The sequence below is a fragment of the Salipiger sp. ABF4_146 genome (genome assembly GCF_056161345.1).
Window position 1 is genome coordinate 72069 of the sequence record NZ_JBSWYX010000005.1, and the last position, 17564, is coordinate 89632.

General features: G+C 64.4%; 16 protein-coding genes and 1 tRNA gene. 5 read left to right on the top strand and 12 right to left on the bottom strand.

Annotation, left to right across the window (positions count from 1 at the left end; translation table 11 throughout):
• Positions 1–29: 29 nt before the first annotated feature.
• On the top strand, positions 30–752 hold the full coding sequence (locus ACXAJT_RS08830) for a proteasome-type protease (RefSeq protein WP_475234591.1): 723 nt from the start codon (positions 30–32) through the stop codon (positions 750–752).
• 18 nt (positions 753–770) lie between these two features.
• Here ACXAJT_RS08830 and ACXAJT_RS08835 read toward each other — a convergent pair whose 3' ends face one another.
• The 9 genes from ACXAJT_RS08835 to ACXAJT_RS08875 all read right to left on the bottom strand — a co-directional run bounded on the left by ACXAJT_RS08835 (position 771) and on the right by ACXAJT_RS08875 (position 7461).
• A complete protein-coding gene (locus ACXAJT_RS08835; protein ID WP_475234592.1) occupies positions 771–1295 on the bottom strand; it encodes a chemotaxis protein CheD in 525 nt (174 codons plus the stop codon).
• Entirely contained in the window at positions 1292–2347 is a 1056-nt protein-coding gene (locus ACXAJT_RS08840; RefSeq protein WP_475234593.1) for a CheB methylesterase domain-containing protein, read from the bottom strand. The genes ACXAJT_RS08835 and ACXAJT_RS08840 overlap by 4 nt, the downstream gene beginning before the upstream one ends.
• Before the next feature lie 171 nt (positions 2348–2518).
• Positions 2519–2872, bottom strand: coding sequence for a chemotaxis protein (locus tag ACXAJT_RS08845; RefSeq protein ID WP_475234594.1), 354 nt, complete (start codon positions 2870–2872; stop codon positions 2519–2521).
• 9 nt (positions 2873–2881) lie between these two features.
• Complete coding sequence (locus ACXAJT_RS08850) at positions 2882–3268, bottom strand: response regulator (RefSeq protein ID WP_475234595.1); 387 nt, start codon at positions 3266–3268, stop codon at positions 2882–2884.
• 9 nt (positions 3269–3277) lie between these two features.
• Positions 3278–4144 (bottom strand): CheR family methyltransferase, encoded by an 867-nt coding sequence (locus ACXAJT_RS08855; protein WP_475234596.1) that lies wholly within the window; start codon positions 4142–4144, stop codon positions 3278–3280.
• A complete protein-coding gene (locus ACXAJT_RS08860) occupies positions 4141–4608 on the bottom strand; it encodes a chemotaxis protein CheW (RefSeq protein ID WP_475234597.1) in 468 nt (155 codons plus the stop codon). The genes ACXAJT_RS08855 and ACXAJT_RS08860 overlap by 4 nt, the downstream gene beginning before the upstream one ends.
• Positions 4601–6736, bottom strand: coding sequence for a chemotaxis protein CheA (locus ACXAJT_RS08865; RefSeq protein WP_475234598.1), 2136 nt, complete (start codon positions 6734–6736; stop codon positions 4601–4603). Before ACXAJT_RS08865 ends, ACXAJT_RS08860 begins: the two co-directional genes overlap by 8 nt.
• A gap of 9 nt (positions 6737–6745) precedes the next feature.
• On the bottom strand, positions 6746–7120 hold the full coding sequence (locus ACXAJT_RS08870) for a response regulator (protein WP_475234599.1): 375 nt from the start codon (positions 7118–7120) through the stop codon (positions 6746–6748).
• Positions 7117–7461: a hypothetical protein gene (locus tag ACXAJT_RS08875; RefSeq protein ID WP_475234600.1), complete on the bottom strand. Its 345-nt coding sequence runs from the start codon at positions 7459–7461 to the stop codon at positions 7117–7119. The genes ACXAJT_RS08870 and ACXAJT_RS08875 overlap by 4 nt, the downstream gene beginning before the upstream one ends.
• Positions 7462–7781: 320 nt before the next feature.
• Here ACXAJT_RS08875 and ACXAJT_RS08880 point away from each other — a divergent pair, with 320 nt between their 5' ends.
• Positions 7782–9449: a thiamine pyrophosphate-dependent enzyme gene (locus ACXAJT_RS08880; protein WP_475234601.1), complete on the top strand. Its 1668-nt coding sequence runs from the start codon at positions 7782–7784 to the stop codon at positions 9447–9449.
• A 95-nt stretch (positions 9450–9544) separates the two neighbouring features.
• On the opposite strand, the gene ACXAJT_RS08885 is transcribed toward ACXAJT_RS08880, so the two are convergent.
• Entirely contained in the window at positions 9545–10570 is a 1026-nt protein-coding gene (locus ACXAJT_RS08885) for an exostosin domain-containing protein (RefSeq protein WP_475234602.1), read from the bottom strand.
• A gap of 533 nt (positions 10571–11103) precedes the next feature.
• Here ACXAJT_RS08885 and ACXAJT_RS08890 point away from each other — a divergent pair.
• Positions 11104–11775 (top strand): DUF6639 family protein, encoded by a 672-nt coding sequence (locus ACXAJT_RS08890; protein ID WP_475234603.1) that lies wholly within the window; start codon positions 11104–11106, stop codon positions 11773–11775.
• A gap of 274 nt (positions 11776–12049) precedes the next feature.
• On the opposite strand, the gene ACXAJT_RS08895 is transcribed toward ACXAJT_RS08890, so the two are convergent.
• Positions 12050–12124: transfer RNA gene (locus tag ACXAJT_RS08895), tRNA-Phe, on the bottom strand.
• Between the two features lie 163 nt (positions 12125–12287).
• On the opposite strand from ACXAJT_RS08895, the gene mnmH reads away from it, so the two are divergent.
• Positions 12288–13334, top strand: coding sequence for a tRNA 2-selenouridine(34) synthase MnmH (gene mnmH / locus ACXAJT_RS08900; RefSeq protein ID WP_475234604.1), 1047 nt, complete (start codon positions 12288–12290; stop codon positions 13332–13334).
• On the opposite strand, the gene selD is transcribed toward mnmH, so the two are convergent.
• Entirely contained in the window at positions 13316–15475 is a 2160-nt protein-coding gene (gene selD, locus ACXAJT_RS08905) for a selenide, water dikinase SelD (RefSeq protein WP_475234605.1), read from the bottom strand. The two genes, mnmH and selD, sit on opposite strands and share 19 nt — an antisense overlap.
• Before the next feature lie 406 nt (positions 15476–15881).
• Between selD and rpsA the strand changes: the two genes are divergently transcribed.
• Positions 15882–17558 (top strand): 30S ribosomal protein S1, encoded by a 1677-nt coding sequence (rpsA, locus tag ACXAJT_RS08910; protein ID WP_475234606.1) that lies wholly within the window; start codon positions 15882–15884, stop codon positions 17556–17558.
• Positions 17559–17564: the final 6 nt, after the last annotated feature.

A 17564-nucleotide genomic window follows, 5' to 3' on the forward strand; every position in this document is an offset into this window, starting at 1 on the left:
CTGCTAGCCTTCAAGGGACTCGGGAACAGATGACATATTGCGTCGGATTGCTGTTGGATGCGGGCGTTGTCCTGCTGTCTGACACGCGCACCAATGCGGGTCTCGACAATATCGCGACCTACCGCAAGATGTTCCTCTTCGAGACCCCCGGAGAGCGGGCGATCGGGATCATGACCGCCGGGTCTCTGTCGATCACCCAGACCGTCATCGCCCGCCTCAACGAAGCCAACGACGATCCCGATTCAGAGCGGTCTATCCTGCGCGCCAACGGCATGCTGCAGGTGGCCGAGATCGTCGGGGCGACGTTGTCGGACGTGCGGTCCGAGGTGTCGGGCAAGATGGAGCGGATGAACCAGAGCGCCTCTGCCTCGATGATCGTCGCCGGTCAGCGCAAGGGGGGGCCCATGCGCATGTTCCTTGTCTACCCAGAGGGGAATTTCATCGAGGCCACGCCAGACACGCCCTTCCTGCAAATCGGCGAGCATAAATACGGCAAGCCGATCCTCGACCGGGTGATCTCGGCGGACACAACGCTTGCCGACGCTGAAAAGGCTGTGCTGCTTTCGATGGATTCCACCCTGCGTTCGAACCTCAGCGTGGGTATGCCGCTGGACTTTGCGGTGATTGAGCGCGATGCGCTGGCGGTGACGCGGCGGCGGCGGATCGAACCGACGGACGAGGCTTTTCAGAAGATGAGCCACGACTGGTCCGAAGCGCTGCGCAACGCGTTCCAGGAAATCGACCCCAACTGATTTCGCTCTGTTGGTCGCTCAGAAGAGGGTGATCTCGGTTTGCGGTGGCTTGGGGGGAGCGACGGGGGCAACGTTCTCGATCTCGCCGGGCACGATGAACTGCTTGACCCGCCCGTCGGTGGCCCAGAACCGGATGCGCCGGGCCGAGGTGCCCCCAGTGCTCTCGGACGCGAGGGGGATGGCCTCATTTTGTAAAAACTCCTTGGCGAACTGCACGTTCGAGCTGCCGATGTCGCGCAACTGGCTGATCATGTTGGCGCCGCCGAACAGCTTGGCCGTCAGCCTTGTTTTACGGGCTCCGCGCTTCAGCAGACCGTTGATCAGCAGTTCCATCGAATAAGCGCCATAGCGCACATTCTCCCCCTCTTTTCCGGCGCGTTGTGGCAACAGGAAATGGTTCATACCGCCGACCCGCGCCTCCGGATCGGTCAGGCAAACCGCGACGCAGGACCCGAGCACCGTCGAAAGCACCTCCGACGGGGCAGACGAGATCCGGTATTCTCCTTGGATCACGTTCACCAGCTTTTCGGCGGGATCGCTCATCTTGCGGGACTCCTTCCTCTGTGTGGGGTGGCCGGAACCGCGTTGGCGCAAGCGCGCAGCAGCGCCGGGCCGATGTCCGGCAACGGCAGGATTGATTGCGCGGCGCCAAGTTCGCGGGCCGCGCGGGGCATGCCATAGACGATGCAGCTTGCCTCGTCCTGCGCGATGGTGATGGCCCCAGCCTCGTGCAGGGCTTTCATCCCCTGCGCGCCGTCCCGGCCCATTCCGGTGAGCAAGGCCGCCACAGCGCGCGGCGCGCCGGGCAGTGCTGAAGTGAACAGCGCGTCGACGGAGGGCATATGGCCCGAAATCGGCTCACCGGCGCGCAGGGAAATGCGCATCGGGGTGCCGCCCGCCAGATGCAGATGTGCCCGGCTGCCGGCGGCCAGCACCACCTGACCATGCGCGACACGCTCGCCGTCGCGCGCAGGACGCACCTGCGCGGCGCATTGCCGGTCGAGCAGCCGCGTCAGGCTGTCACCGAAGCCGCCGCCGGTGTGCTGAACGATGAAAGTTGGCGGGCAATCCGGCGGGAACGCCGACAGAACCGTCAGAAGAGCATCGACCCCGCCGGTAGACGCACCCAGCAGGATGAAGCGATTGCTCGGCGTGCCGCTTGGCGCGGGCGGGGGTTCGCGCGGGACCTGCGGCGCAACCGGCGGCCCGACCCGGCGCGTGGTGCGCGTCAGCGTGCGCAGCGCAGTGACGAGGTGGTCCGGCGGAACGTCGGGATCGATGGCAAACAAATCCGATCGTTTGTCCCAAGGGCTTGCTGGGGCACCGGGGCGCGGCGCGCTGCGGGCCTTTATCACCAGCCATCGTACGTCGAGCTCGGCGAACAATGCGCGCATGACTTCGAACTCGGGCTGCACCGCCAGCCCCTCGCCGATCAGAACCGCCATTGGCTCGCGCTCTTCGACCTCGGTGTAGGTTGTCATCAGATCATGCGTCTCGGCGATCAGGTCGATTGTGTCGGAGGTGCGCAGCCCTGCGGAGAGTTTACGCCGCAGGCCTAGGTCGGCATGGGCCAGGATCAGGGATATCTTTGACATCTGTCTTGACCTCCATGGCCCTCGATTTCGGTTGGCAGTGCGCGAGCAGCCGTTTTGTGCCGTCGTTGGTTTGCTCGCGTGGCCGTCACGTGCGGCTCACCGGACCACCGTCTAAAGGCCGCCCCCCCGCCGCATCCGCTGTCGCGCGATGCGTGGCCTGATGCATCGCAGTCAGAACATTTCCGGCGCGTTTGGTTTCAGCGTCTCGTTCTTGGCACCCCCCAGCCGGGCCGCAAGCTCTCGTAGGGGGATGCTGCTCAGTGCATCCTTCAGATCGAGCGCGGCGTCGCCGTCGAGTTGCCGTGCGAGACGTTCCACATAACCGGCCAGAGCATCAGTAGATTGGGCGAGCACATCCAGCTCCTGAAAGGCGGTGATCGCCACAGAGCCGAGGCGGGCGTCGGAGCTGCCGGAGTAGAGATGCTCCATGCCGTGCTCGAGCCGTTCCAGCCTCTGCTGCAGGTGGCGGATCTCGCGCGACAGCAGCCATGTGGCTTCCTTGGCGGTGAGGGGGGCGCCGGGCATGGTCATTGATCAGAGCCGCCCCACTACGCTCTCGATGCATTGCTTCATGGCGATCGACGTGAATGGTTTCTTGATCATATTATTGAGACCCAACTTCTTCGCCTGCGCCACCATGTCGGGGGTCGGTTTGCCGGTGACGAGTATGAAGCCGATCTTCTGCGTCGCGCGGTTTTGGCGAACTGCTTTCAGCAGGGCAAGACCGTCCATATTTGGCATGTTGAAATCGGAAAGGACCAGATGCACGGGACTTGCCGCGAGCCGTGAGAGCGCCTTGGCACCGTCATTTTCGGTGACATAGTTGCCGATGCCGATCTCGTCGAGGGCTTGGGTGATCAGACCGCGGCTGGTGGCCATGTCGTCAACCACCATGATCCGCAGAGAATCCTTTAAGCTCATCTTCTTCTCCTAGGTCTGAAGAGTCGGAGCGGGTGGCACCCGCTTGCGGTAGGTCGTCACGCCGGCGGTGGCAAACTCGCTCGCGGCAGGGCCGGAGAGCCGTTCGGAGTGGCCGATGAACAGATAGCCTCCCGCACGCAGCATGGCGGCGAACCGCGCCCAAAGCCGCTGCTGGGTTTCTTGATCGAAATAGATCGCCACATTTCGACAGAAGATCGCGTCGAAGGGGCCCTTGAATGGCCATTCGCATATGAGGTTGAGCTCTGCGAAGCTGATCAGGGACTTCAATTCGGCACTGACCTCGACGTGACCGGGGTGCTGTTGGGTTTCGATCATCCAGCGGCTTCGGAAGGGCGGCGGGATGCTTTCGCAGTCTTCGATCGAATAGCAGCCTTTTCGGGCGCGGCGCAGGATCGCGGGATCGATATCTGTGGCGAGGATGCGCAAATCCCGAGCGCCCGGCGGCAGGGCGTCCAGCAGTGTCATCGCGATCGAAAAAGGTTCTGGTCCTGAAGAGCAACCAGCGGACCAGACGCGGATACGGCTCTGCCGAGCCAATTCGGGCAGCAGCGCCTGCTTGAGCGTATCGAAATGATGCTTCTCGCGAAAGAAACTCGTGACGTTGGTTGTGAGCGCCGAGACCAGTTCCATCCGTTCGTCAGTTTCGTCGCCGCGCTCCACGAGCGCCATGTAATCGTGGAACGAAGACAGGCCGCGGGCGCGAAGCCTCCGTGCGAGGCGCGAATAAACCAGAGGTTTCTTGCTGCCCGCGAGGCTCAGTCCGAACTCTGCCTTTGCAAGCCGGGCCAGCGCTTCAAAATCCGCGTCGGAGAATGCGAATTCTTCTGGCATGGCGTCGGCGGCAGCCAAGGTCATGCGGCGGCCCCCCCGTCTTGGTCGAGTACGGCATCGAGGTTGACCACCCGGACCATGGTTTCCCCCACCGAAATCACGCCAAGAATGGCCTGGCGGGCCGCGTCGGATTTCATGTCTGGGGTTTCTTGTATTGAGGATTTTGCCACCGAAAGGATCTCGGAGACCGACTCGACGAGCAGGCCAATCGTGGTCCCGCCAGCGGCGGCAACGATCACCACGTTCCGCTCATTGTCGGGCGTCTCACCCAGCCCGAAGCGGGCGGAGAGATCGAAGATCGGGATCACCGCACCGCGCAAGTTCATCACGCCGAGCACATCCTCCGGCGTATGTGGAAGCTTGGTGACCGGCGTCCAACGGCGAATCTCGCGTATTTGCATGATCTCTAGGCAGAAACTCTGGTTCCCGGCCGAGAAGGTGATGAATTCGAATTGCGTTTCGGTCGGTCCCTCGTCGGCGTCAAGCATGGCGGAGCTCCAGTTTCGGGGGGGTGATGGCGGGGAAATAAGGGGCGGCGGGCTGTAGTTTTACCACCTCCTCCGGGTCGAGGATGAGGGCGATCTTGCCGTCGCCGAGGATGGTGGCAGCGGATACGCCGGGGATCGCGGCATAATTGCTCTCGAGGCTTTTGATAACCACCTGACGCTGGTCGTGGATTGCCTCGACCCGCAGCGCGGTCAGCCCCTGGCTTTCTGTGCTGACAAGCAGGAGCACACCTTCTCCCGCCGCTTTTCGATGCGTGGCGAGGCCCAGATTGAATGCCACGTCGACCACCGGCACGTAGGCCCCGCGCACGAGGATCACCATGCCTTTCGTGCCAACCGCGTGTAGATCGCGCTGGCTGGGCCGAATGGTCTCGATGATCGAGGCGATGGGGATCACCATTGTCTGGTCCGCGACCGAGATCACGAAACCGTCCATCACCGCCAGCGTGAGCGGCAAGACAATGGTAAAGGTGGTGCCTGCACCGGGGGTCGAGGTGATCGACACCCGCCCGCCGAGTGCGGCGACCGCATTCTTGACCACATCCATGCCGACGCCGCGCCCTGACAAGTTCGAGACTTCGCTCGCAGTAGAAAAGCCGGGCAGAAAGAGCAGGTTGTCGATTTCGGGCTCGGAGAGCTCTGCTTCCGGCAGGACAAGGCCTTTCTCGATGGCCTTCTCGAGAATGCGGGCGCGATTGAGCCCGGCACCGTCGTCTGCAATTTCGATAAAAACGCTGCCCGAACGGTGTGAGGCGGTGAGCCGGATCGTCCCAATCGCTTCCTTGCCCGCCTCGGCGCGGCGTTCGGTTTTTTCCAGACCGTGATCGACGGCGTTGCGTACCATATGCGTGAGCGGGTCGGCGAGCCGTTCGATCACCGTCTTGTCGACTTCCGTGGAGTCGCCAACCGTGACCAGACGCGCCTTCTTGCCGGTCGCCTCGGCCGCCTCGCGGACAATGCGCGACATGCGCTGGAAGAGCGGTTTCACGGGCTGCGCCCGGATTGCCATGACACCTTCCTGAATGTCGCGCGCCAGAAGTTTGTAGGCTTCGAGTTCGTTGGTCAGATGCGCCACGGCGGGGATGTCCAGCTCTTCGATGCGCTGTGAGATCATCGCTTGGTTGATGATCAGTTCCCCCACGGTGTTGATCAGCCTATCGACCCGTTCAAGGTCGACGCGCAGCGTCGGGCGGGGGCCGCGCGCCTCGCCCCTTGGATCGAGGGTGCGCGCTTCCGAAGCGTCCGCCGCGCCGGGGCCGGAGTCTGCGACGGGCGGCACCGTGGCGCCAGAGCTGGCGGATGGGCTTGGCGCTGCGGGGGCGGGTGTGTCGGCGAGAGGGCCGTCGGTTTCCCGGATGTCGAGGTCGCAGAGCGACTCGACGAATTCGAAGATCTCGTGCAGCACGGTTTCGGGCTCGGCGGTTTCGAGCAAAATGGTCCAGGCCAAAACCGCGCCGCTGGGATCGAAGGCATCGAATTCGGGCAGCGCCGACAGATCTGCGGTAACTTGAAGCTCGCCCAATTCGGCCAGCGCGTCGAAGATCAGCAAGGGTTCGTGGCCGTTGGCGTAGAGCGCGGGCGTTGGCTTGAAAGCGATACGAAACCTGCGCAGCGCGCCAGTTTCACCTTCGGGGTCGTCCGTTGCATCGGACGCGTCGTCAGGTTCCATTGGGGCGGCGCCAAAGTCTAGTGTGACGGCATCGAAACTGAAGCTGTCGTCTTTGTCGGCCTCGCCGAGATGACCATCCAATTCCTTGAGGATTGTCGCCTCTGACTCGGCGTTGGGTTCGCGGCCGTCACGTGCCGCCTCGACAAGATCGGCCAATTGGTCGCCCGAGCGGTGGAAGAGGTGCATGAGCTCCTCGGTGACCTTTAGTTCGTGGCTGCGCACCTTGTCCATCACCGTCTCGAAGGTGTGGGCAAAGCTCACCAGCCGGTCGAGCGCAAAGGCACCGGCGCCGCCTTTGATCGAATGCACCGCGCGGAACACGGCGTTGACCACGTCCATGTCCTCGGGGTCTTGTTCCATCGAGGAGAGCCCCTCGACCAGCGCTTCGAGCAGCTCCTCGCATTCCTCGAAGAAGGTATCGCGGATGGAATTTCCAGACATCTGCGCCTCCTAGACCATGTGCCCGGTGAGCCGGCGCAGCACCGACACCAATGACGCGTCGTCGAAGGGTTTGACGATCCAGCCGGTGGCCCCGGCAGTCCGCGCCCGCGCCTTGAGGTCGGCGCCGCTCTCGGTGGTCAGCACGATGATGGGCACTGTCGTGCGGTTGGAACCGTTGCGCAGCTCTTCGATCACCCCGAAACCATCGAGATTGGGCATGTTGATGTCGGTGATCACCACATCGGGTTCGACCTCGGCGAACTGCTCGACCCCCTCGACGCCGTCGCAGGCTGAATGAAACTCGAATCCCGCGCCCTCGAGCGAGACGCGCAGCAGGTTGCGGATCGTGCGGGAATCGTCGATCGCGAGGACCTTTGTTGTCATTGCTCTGCCTCCTTGCCGGCCATGGTGCTGCCGGGTGTGAAACTGGCGGTGTGTGACTGGGATTGAGCGGGGGGATCGAAATGTGTGGGTGACAGGCCCAGCCGTTCCAGCCCGCTACGGAAGGACTCGGTGATTTCCGTCAGGGTGAATGGCAGCTGTTCGCTCTGCCATTGCTTTTGCGCCACCAGAAGGATCTGCAACCGGTGCGCGTCCAGCCGCAGCACGTCACGCACCGAGATCGAGACCGGCGCGTGCCGTGCCCCAAGCAGGAAAGGCACAAGCGGGTCCTCGCCATTGCGGTTGCGTCCGGGGTCGAGCACGTGGCTGTGTAGCTCTGTCATCGCGAAGTCGGTCCTTTCCCGCAGGGGCGCCGGGTTCGGCGGAGACGCCGAAGCTGCCCGCCGCCTGAGCGCCAAACCTTTGTCCAGAGGCCGACGCCGGCGGCGAGGCCGGCGCGCGGAGGCAAGGGGGGGGCTGCCCCGCGCGCCGTGTCGATGCCGAAACCGGCCTCTGAACGGGTTCGAGAACTACAGGTCGGGTCTTAACAAAGCGTTCTGGCGCGTCGGGAAACTTCCGGGGTCGGAATGCTCCTCGCCGCGCTTGCATCCCAACGTGTCGACGCGCACAAATCGCAAAGCACAGACTGGCAGGGAGCGGGATGATGATGCGCAACGGCGGAGAACTGGTGGTGGACTGCCTGATGGCGCTGGGGGCAACGCGCGCCTTCGGGGTGCCGGGCGAGAGTTATCTGGCGGTGCTCGACGCAATGCACGACACGGGCGGGAAGCTCGACTTCGTGCTGTGCCGTCAGGAAGGGGGCGCGGCCTTCATGGCGGCGGCGCACGGCAAGCTGACCGGCGATCCGGGCATCTGCATGGTGACGCGCGGACCCGGTGCCACCAACGCCTCGATCGGCGTGCACACGGCGATGCAGGACAGCGTTCCGATGATTTTGCTGGTGGGCCAGGTGGCCACCGACATGAAAGAGCGCGAGGCGTTTCAGGAACTTGACTACCGTGCGGTCTTTGGGCCGATGGCGAAATGGGCGACCGAGATCGAGCAGGTCGAGCGCATCCCCGAAATTCTCTCGCGAGCGTGGATCACCGCCACCTCTGGCCGCCCCGGGCCGGTGGTGGTCGCGCTGCCCGAAGACGTGCTGATGGCGCAGACCGAGACCCCGGCGCTGACCGGGCCGGCAAAGATCTTCCCCGCCGAGCCGTCGGCCGACGCCGTTGCGGAAACCATCTCGCTATTGCAGCAGGCGCAGCGACCGCTGATCGTGCTGGGCGGCGCGCAATGGGACGGGCCGTCGCGGGCCGCGCTGCAGGGCTTTGCCGAGGCGTCCGACATCCCGATCATCACCTCCTTCCGCTATCAGGATCAGGTCGACAGCGCTTCTGCGTGCTTCTGCGGCGACGCCGGGGTGGGCATGACCGCGTCGACCAAGGCGCTGCTGCGCGACGCCGATGTGATCCTCGCGCTCGGGACGCGGTTCGGCGAAAACATGACAGATGGCTACACGCTGCTCGAGGTGCCGGTGCCGCAGCAGAAGATCATCCACGTGCATGGCTCCGACCGCGAGATCGGCAAGGTATACCAGCCGGTCTTGGGCGTTCACGCCGATCCCGGACGCTTTGTGCAGGCCCTGCCCGCGCAGGTGTCTGGCGCGTGGACGGCATGGCGGGCCGAGGCGCGTGCCGCCTATCTGGGGTTCATCGACAAGGCGCCCGCGCAGCCCGGGCCGGTTGATATGGTGGCGGTCTGCAGCCACATGCGCGAGGTGCTCGGGTCCGATCTGGTGCTGACCAATGGCGCGGGCAATTTCACCGTCTGGCCGACGCGGTTCTTCCGCTTCCGGCCCGGCATGCGGATGTTGTCGCCGCAATCGGGGGCCATGGGCTATGGTGTGCCCGCTGCGGTGGCCGCCAAGCTGGCGCGGCCCAAGGCCACGGTGATCTGCTTCGCTGGGGACGGCGATTTCCAGATGACCGGGCAGGAGCTTTCGGCGGCGCGGCAGGCCGGGGCGGCGGTGATCGTGCTGGTGCTCAACAATGGCACCTACGGCACGATCCGCGCCCATCAGGAGCGAGAGTTCCCCGAGCGTGTCAGCGGCACCTCCATCGTCAATCCCAATTTCGCCGCGCTCGGGCGGGCCTACGGGCTGCATGGCGAGCGGGTGAGCCGGACCGAAGAGTTCGCCGCTGCCTTCGAGCGTGCCCGCACGGCGCCGCATGGCGCGGTGCTGGAACTCGATATCGCTGCCGAAGCGCTGACGCCGTATCGCACGCTGACCGAGATCCGGGCCGGAGGTCTCGCAGCCAAGGGGTGACGCGGTTAGCGCGGCACGGCGCGCCTTTCAGAGCTTTGCCTTCAAGGCTGGGCTTTGATGGGTGTGCGCTGTGCTAGGCGACGTGGCGGCCAACCTCAGGCGGGTTGGAAATGGCGATAGAAATTGCGGAAGAACCCATCCGGCGAGAGCCATTCTTCCCATAGTTCGCGCATCCGTTTCTGGGCGTCGACGAATTGCTCGGCGCTGAGCCCCTTGTGGTGCGCCAGAAGGATGTCCCCGGCGCGCCCGTGCTGGTCTTCGGGCACCCAGATCAGTTCCTTTTTCCAATCGATCAGCCCGTCAAAGGGTAGCAGGCATCCGGTGTCTAAAAAGAGAGGGACCCTGCCAGCGGCGAGGATCTCATAGAAGCGCAGGGAATAGTTGCCGATGCCGCGGACGCAGAGGCTGTAGTCACTGTCGCGCAGATTGCCGAGAAACACCTCAAGAGCGGACTGCCGCGCTTCGGTCTTTTCGCTGGTGCTGGATTTCTTGTCGGCCCCGGCGAAAAAGTCCCCGCGGAGCACGAAATTGGTGTCGACGCCCGGCGTGTCGAGCAGCGTCTGCACGGCTTTTGCACGCAGGAACTTGTGGCGGAAATTGTTGCGCAGCGAGGCAGAGTAGCCGCTCATGCGACGTTTCGAAAGCTGCGGCACCGAGGTGCGGGCCATCTGGATCATCCGGGACTTGGGTTTGGGTCTTACGACATGTCCGCAAAATCCGATGGACGGCGTGTCTTGTTTCTCCCGCTGCGGGGCCGGGCCAGCCATATGGTCGGGGACCCATGCGGGCAGGCCAAACTCATTGGGCTGGCGCATGGATTCGATCGTCGGTGTGAACAGCAGAGCGTTTGGGGTTGGGAACTTGTAGTCGTAGTCGCGCTCATGAAAGACGATCACCTGCTTGCCCGCATCCGCGGCCATCTGCGCGAAGCGCAGGGCAATCTCGGTGGTGCCGTCAGAAAGGTAGCGATGCCACGTGCTGGGCAGAACGGCATAGTGCGCGTCTTCGATCTTGTCGGTGAGTTCGAAGTACCCCGGACCGTTGGCCTTGTAGCTGTCGAAGACATCGGTGCCGCCCGACCAGAACGCGGCCTCCTCCTTTCCCAAGAAGGGGACAAGCATGGCGCAGTGCATTTGGTTTACAGGGGAGGCGTAATCAGGATCCGTAAAAAGTCTGAGGCGCATGAGAGCTCCGGTAAAAGGCAAGCGCACCTCGGTCGCAGCCGGAGGTGCCAAGCAAAATCACAATAAAAATCAATATATGTCGCAGTGAGAAATTTGTTCCGTCCAACGAGACGGTAAGAAAACCTGTCTTAGTTGGCAAGTATCGCGCCATGAATGGCCGGAGAATCCGACAGGAGACGCGGCTGACGCACTCTGACGTATCAAAAAACGGCAGGACGGCAGTGCAGCTAAGCTCGGGGGGGGCGGCCTGAACTGCGCCACGGCTGTGAGTGCGAACGACTGCGTCGCAGTGGTGCGAAAAGCGAGGTGAGGCGCTGCTGCGCGGGCGGACTCGAACCGTCTTCCGAAAGCCCATTGGCCGCTCGCTGTGTCAACTGGCTCAAGTGGGGCGCGAAACTTGCGCTGCCCTTGAAGCGCAGCGGGGTCACCGCTACCCTCGACGCACTGACCAAGTTTGCTAATATCCGCAGATGTTCATCACGCGCGCGATCTTCGTGGGGTGTCTTGTGGTCTCCTGCCCGGCAGTGAGAGCGGAGGTCGCGTGCGACGGTGTGCCGGTCACGACGCTAGCTGCCGATGCGGCGGTTGAGGAGCGCGTCTGCAGTATCGCCGAGCAAGCCGCGCAGCAACTCGCTCGGTGTGGCTTGCCGCTGACGCGCGAGGTCACGATCCGTGTCGTCGACGAGGGCCTCGGCGATGGTTGCCTCGGGCTGTATCACTGTGGGCAGGACCTGATCGAAATCCTGTCCCCGCAGCGCCTTGAGGTGCAGCGCAAGGAGCAGAGCTTGTTCTCGAACCTTGCCACGCAGCGCTTCTTCGACAGCGTCGTGGTGCATGAGCTTGCGCATGCCGCACATGATGCGCTGCCCTGCCCAAGCGGCGTTTGCCTCGCGACGAGCGAATACCTCGCTTACAACCACCAGATCATGAGCCTGTCTTCCGTTGACCGGGAGGCGGTCATGGCGTCCATCGATATGGACCGCATCGTGCAGCACGACGAGGTCAATGCTTCGATCCTGTTCTTCAAGCCCGACACCTTTGCCGCCCGTGCCTGGGCCCATCTCAATCAGCGCGAGGACGCGTGCGACTATCTTCGCCACATTGCGCGCGGTGATTTCACCTTCGATCGGGAAAGGCCTTAGGGCGCGTTTGTGTCGGATTATGGATGCGCGGGGCCTGCGCGCAATGAGGCAAGCGCGTTGTCGCTGAGTTGGAAGGACGACATCAGATCGCGCCACCGGTCAACTGTTCGCAATGACGTTGCGACCTCGAGGCTATGGCATGTAGCGAGTTGGTCAGGGAGGCTGCGGTGACATCCGGAAAGCAGAGCGGGGCTTATCGGAAATCGCCCAAAACTACCCCAGCCTCAGAAGGCTGTGTAGCTGCACGCTAAACCAACAATCTCAGTGAGATAAGTGGTGCCCGGGGGCGGAATCGAACCACCGACACGAGGATTTTCAATCCACTGCTCTACCCCTGAGCTACCCGGGCACTGGGTGAAGGGCGCTGCCCCTCGGGTGAGGCGGGGTTTAGTCGAGGTCTCGGGGAGTGTCCAGAGCCTTTTGACGAAAAAATTCACTTCTCGTCGCGGCATCTCAAATCGCGCTTTCTTCACTGACCGCAGCGCGCTACCAACTGCGGCATGCCGCGCAAGATGACCCAGCTTTCCGAGTTTCTCCGCCATGGCTGCGACACCGTCATCGACGTGCGCAGCCCCGCCGAGTTTGCCGAGGACCACGTGCCCGGCGCCATCAGCCTTCCGGTGCTCGACAATGAAGAGCGGGCGCGGGTCGGCACCATATACAAGCAGCAATCGCCCTTCCTCGCCCGCAAGCTTGGCGCGGCGTTGGTGTTTCGCAACGCGGCAGCGCATATCGAAGGGCCGCTGGCGCACCATGAAGGTGGGTGGAAGCCGTTGGTCTATTGCTGGCGCGGTGGGCAGCGTTCGGGCTCGTTCGCTTGGATGCTGCAGCAGATCGGCTGGCGGGCCGAGGCGGTCGAAGGGGGCTATCGCACCTACCGACGGTTGGTGACCGAAGCGCTCTACGACTCCGCGTTGCCGGTGAAGCTGATTCAACTGGGCGGCTATACCGGCACCGCCAAGACGGCGCTCTTGCCGAAGCTGGCGGCGCGCGGCGTGCAGGTGATCGATCTTGAAGGGCTGGCGCGGCACCGCGGCTCACTGCTTGGCGACATGCCGGGCGGGCAGCCAAGCCAGAAGTGGTTCGAGACAGATCTGGTGCAAGCGCTTGATGGGCTCGATCCGGCGCGGCCGGTGCTGGTAGAGGCCGAAAGCAGCAAGATCGGCCAGGTGCTGATCCCGCCGGCGATCTGGGAGGCGATGAAGCAAGCGCCCTGGGTCGAGGTTGTGGCGCCGCTTGCGGCGCGCGCGGCCTATCTGGATGTGGCCTACGACGACATCCTCTCTGACGGCGCGGCACTGAAGGACAAGCTCTCGCCGCTGCGCTATCACCGGGGCCATGAGTTGGTGGATCGCTGGGAGGCCATGATCGACGCGGGCGAGCGGCTTGACCTCTGTGCCTCGTTGGCGGCAGATCACTATGATCCGGCCTATGAGAAATCGATGCGGGCGATGACGCCGAAGGTGCTCGAGCGGTTCGAAACGCCCGCGCTCGACGACGCGGCGCTGGACGCGCTGGCCGATCGCATGGCCGCGCGGCTTCAGACCATTTCGATCTGACCTGCGCGCTCGGTGATCTCGCCGATCTCGACTGCGGGGAAGCCTGCGGCGCGGAGTTCCGCCAGCACGCCGCCGATATCGCCTGAGACCGCGGCCAGCAGGCCGCCCGCGGTCTGCGGGTCGAACATGAGGTCGGGTTTCGGCCCCATCGGTTGGAATGGCAGCGCGGCGCGGTTCTTGGGGTAGAGTGTCGAGGCGTGACCGGCGGCAGAGAGCACCTCTGCGCCCGGGAGCAGCGGAACCCGCTCCACCGCAAGTCGCGCGCCGACGTCCGAGGCGGCGCAGATGTTCTGCAGGTGCCCGGCGAGGCCGAAGCCGGTCACATCGGTCATCGCATTGGCGCCGCGCAGAATAGCGGCGGCCTTGCCCTGCGGCGTTGTCATATGCGCAAGCGCGGCGGCGACCCATGCGCCTTTTGCCGCGCCGGCCATTTCGGCGGCCATGATGACGCCGGTGCCGATCGGCTTGGTCAGGATCAGACGATCGCCGGGGCGTGCGCCCGCAAGCGTGATCGGATCGGCCTCGGGCAGTCCGGTGATCGTAAGACCGATGCTCAGTTCATCGCCCATGGCGGAATGCCCGCCAACCAGTTCGGCCCCCTCGGCGCGCAGGATCTCGGTGATCGCGCCGAGGCATTCGGTGAGCGTGCGTTCGGCCAGCGCTTCGGACATGCGGGGCAGGGTGAGGCTGGCCACCGCGGCCTGCGGCGCCGCGCCCATGGCCCAGATATCGCCAAGTGCGTGCACACTGGTGATCCGCGCCATGATCTCCGGGTCCTCGACGAAGGCGCGCAGGTGGTCGACGGTCATCACCTGCCGCGCGCCTCCGGTGAGCAGCAGGGCCGCGTCGTCGCCGGGCAGGGCGGTGATATCGGTGCGGCGGGGCGCGGGCAGGGTCGAGAGCGCCGAGGCCAGCGCATCGCGCCCGACCTTGGCACCGCACCCGCCGCACATGGGTTTGCTGCCAAGCGCCTCTTCCATGCCCGCCGCATGGTGGCGCGGCAGGGCTGGCGCGGGCATCTGCGGCAACTCGCCGAACTTGCGCATGAACTTGCGGTCGATGTGATCCTTCCAGCGCCACATCAGCGGGCCGGAAAGTGCCAGCCCGGCCTTGTCGGCCAGCGCCGATTTGCGTCCGAGGGAGATCAGCTTGAGATAGTCGCGCTGCGGCTTGTAGGGGCGCAGATCATCGCGGCCTTCCAGCGCAGCGCGCAGGTTGTGCAGCAAAATGGGGGCCTCGCGCACGGCGAAGACACCCGCCTTGGGGCGCGGGGTTTCGGTGAGATGTGCGCAGTCACCGGCCGCGAAGATCATCGGGTCCGAGCTTTGCAGGATGGGGCTGACCTCGATGAACCCGTCTTGCAGTTGAAGCCCAGTTTCCCGCAGCCAGCCCTGAGCGCGCGCGCCGGCTGCGCCGGTGATGAACTCGGCGGTGAGCTCGGTGCCATCTGCGAGGCGCAGGCCGTTGGCGGTGACCTCGGTGACCTCCGCGTCTTCGTGCAGCGTGACGCCCTGCGCGGCGAGCGCGGCGCGGGCCTTCGCGGCGGCGGGCGGGCGCAGCGCGGTGAGCGCGGTGCTGCGTTCGACAAGATGCACCTGTGTGGGGCGCCCGCGCTGGCCAAGGGCGAATGCCATGGCGCAGGCCAGTTCCGCCCCGGCAACGCCGCCGCCGATCACCGCCACCGACGCAGGCCCGTCGCCGTCCCGGTAGCTCTCCCAAGCCGAAGCAAAGGGGCCGAGCGGTTTGGCGGGCAGCGCGTGTTCGGCAAACCCCGGCAGGTCGGGCATGGCCGACGTGATGCCGATGTTCACCGAGGCCACGTCGAAACCAATTGGCGCGCGCCCCGCCACCTGCACCTGCCGCGCCGCGCGGTCGAGTCCGGTCACCGCGCCGAGCACCACACGCGCGCCGGCGAAGCGGGCCAGTTTCACCAGATCGATGTCGAGGTCGTCGCGGTCGTAATGCCCGGCGACAAACCCCGGCAGCATCCCCGAGTAGGGCGCGGTCGGGCCGGGATTGATCAGCGTGACGCGGGCACCGGGCAGCGGGTCCATACCCCACATGCGCAGCAGCAGTGCATGCGTGTGTCCGCCGCCGATGAGGACGAGATCGCGGGTGAGGGGAAGGTTGGGCGCACGCATGGCTGTCTCCGGCTGGTCGCTGGCGATGTAGCATGGCTTGGCGGCGGAGGGGGAGAGGCAGTGCACTGATGTCGCGCGGCTTTTGCTGGTCAGGGCCAATTTGGGGGCGCTGCCCCCGACCGCGCAGGGCGCGGTCTCCCCCGGCGTATTTGTAAAGAGAAGAAGCAACGGGCCGCGCTTGACGGTGCGGCGCGCAGGCGCGCGGGGGGCTTTTTGCTTGATCTGAGGTGGTGCAGTGGCTATATCGCGCGCGTCAAGCAAGGCATTGCACGCCGCGGACCAAAGACGGGCAGGGTCGGGTAACCGGCCCTCTTTGTCATATGCGGATCGCCCGAAAGACCAATCCGAAGACCGGTGGAGACAACCACCCGGCCAGCAAAACCGATGTAAAGGACATATACGCCACATGGCAAACGCAACCATGGAGGAATTCGAAGCCCTCCTTAACGAAAGCTTCGAAATGGACACCCCCGAAGAGGGATCCGTTGTTAAAGGCAAGGTCATCGCAATTGAAGCGGGCCAAGCCATCATCGACGTCGGCTACAAGATGGAAGGCCGCGTTGAGCTGAAAGAATTCGCAAACCCCGGCGAAGCCCCCGAAATCACCGTGGGCGACGAAGTCGAGGTTTACCTGCGCGCAGCAGAAAACGCCCGCGGCGAAGCCGTGATCAGCCGCGAGATGGCCCGCCGCGAAGAGGCATGGGACCGTCTTGAGAAGGCCTATGCCGACGACGCCCGCGTCGAAGGCGCGATCTTCGGCCGCGTCAAGGGTGGCTTCACCGTCGACCTCGGCGGCGCTGTGGCCTTCCTGCCCGGCAGCCAAGTCGACGTGCGCCCCGTGCGCGACGCAGGCCCGCTCATGGGTCTCAAGCAGCCGTTCCAGATCCTCAAGATGGACCGTCGCCGTGGCAACATCGTTGTCTCGCGCCGTGCGATCCTCGAGGAATCGCGCGCCGAACAGCGTGCGGAAGTCATCGCCAACCTCACCGAAGGCCAGACGGTCGACGGCGTGGTCAAGAACATCACCGAATACGGTGCGTTCGTTGACCTGGGCGGCGTCGACGGCCTGCTGCACGTCACCGACATGGCATGGCGCCGTGTGAACCACCCGTCCGAGATCCTGTCGATCGGCGAGACCGTCAAGGTCCAGGTCATCAAGATCAACAAAGAGACCCACCGTATCAGCCTCGGCATGAAGCAGCTGCAGGAAGACCCGTGGGATCTGGTGGCGGTCAAGTACCCGCTGGCCTCGGTGCACACCGGCCGCGTGACCAACATCACCGACTACGGCGCCTTTGTGGAGCTGGAGCCGGGCGTCGAAGGTCTGGTTCACGTGTCGGAAATGTCCTGGACCAAGAAGAACGTCCACCCGGGCAAGATCGTGTCGACCAGCCAAGAAGTCGACGTCATGGTTCTCGAGATCGATCCCGCGAAGCGTCGCGTGTCGCTCGGCCTCAAGCAGACCATGCGCAACCCGTGGGAAGTGTTCTCCGAGACCCACCCGGAAGGGACCGAGGTCGAGGGCGAGGTCAAGAACATCACCGAATTCGGTCTGTTCATCGGCCTGCCCGGCGAGATCGACGGCATGGTTCACCTGTCGGACCTGTCGTGGGATCAGCGCGGCGAGGAAGCCATCCAGGAGTACCGCAAGGGCGACGTGGTCAAGGCCGTTGTCACCGAAGTGGACACCGACAAAGAGCGTATCTCGCTCTCGATCAAAGCTCTCGGCGGCGACAAGTTCGCTGACGCGGTTGGCGGCGTGAAGCGCGGCTCGATCGTGACCGTCGAAGTGACCGCGATCGAAGATGGCGGCATCGAGGTGGAATACGAAGGCATGAAGTCCTTCATCCGCCGCTCCGACCTGTCGCGTGACCGCGCAGAGCAGCGCCCCGAGCGCTTCTCGGTCGGCGACAAGCTCGACGTCCGCGTCACCAACATCGACAGCAAGACCCGTCGTCTGGGCCTGTCGATCAAGGCACGCGAAATCGCCGAAGAGAAAGAGGCCGTGGAACAGTACGGTTCCTCCGACTCCGGCGCATCGCTGGGCGACATCCTCGGCGCAGCTCTGAAGCGCGACGAGTAAGTCCTG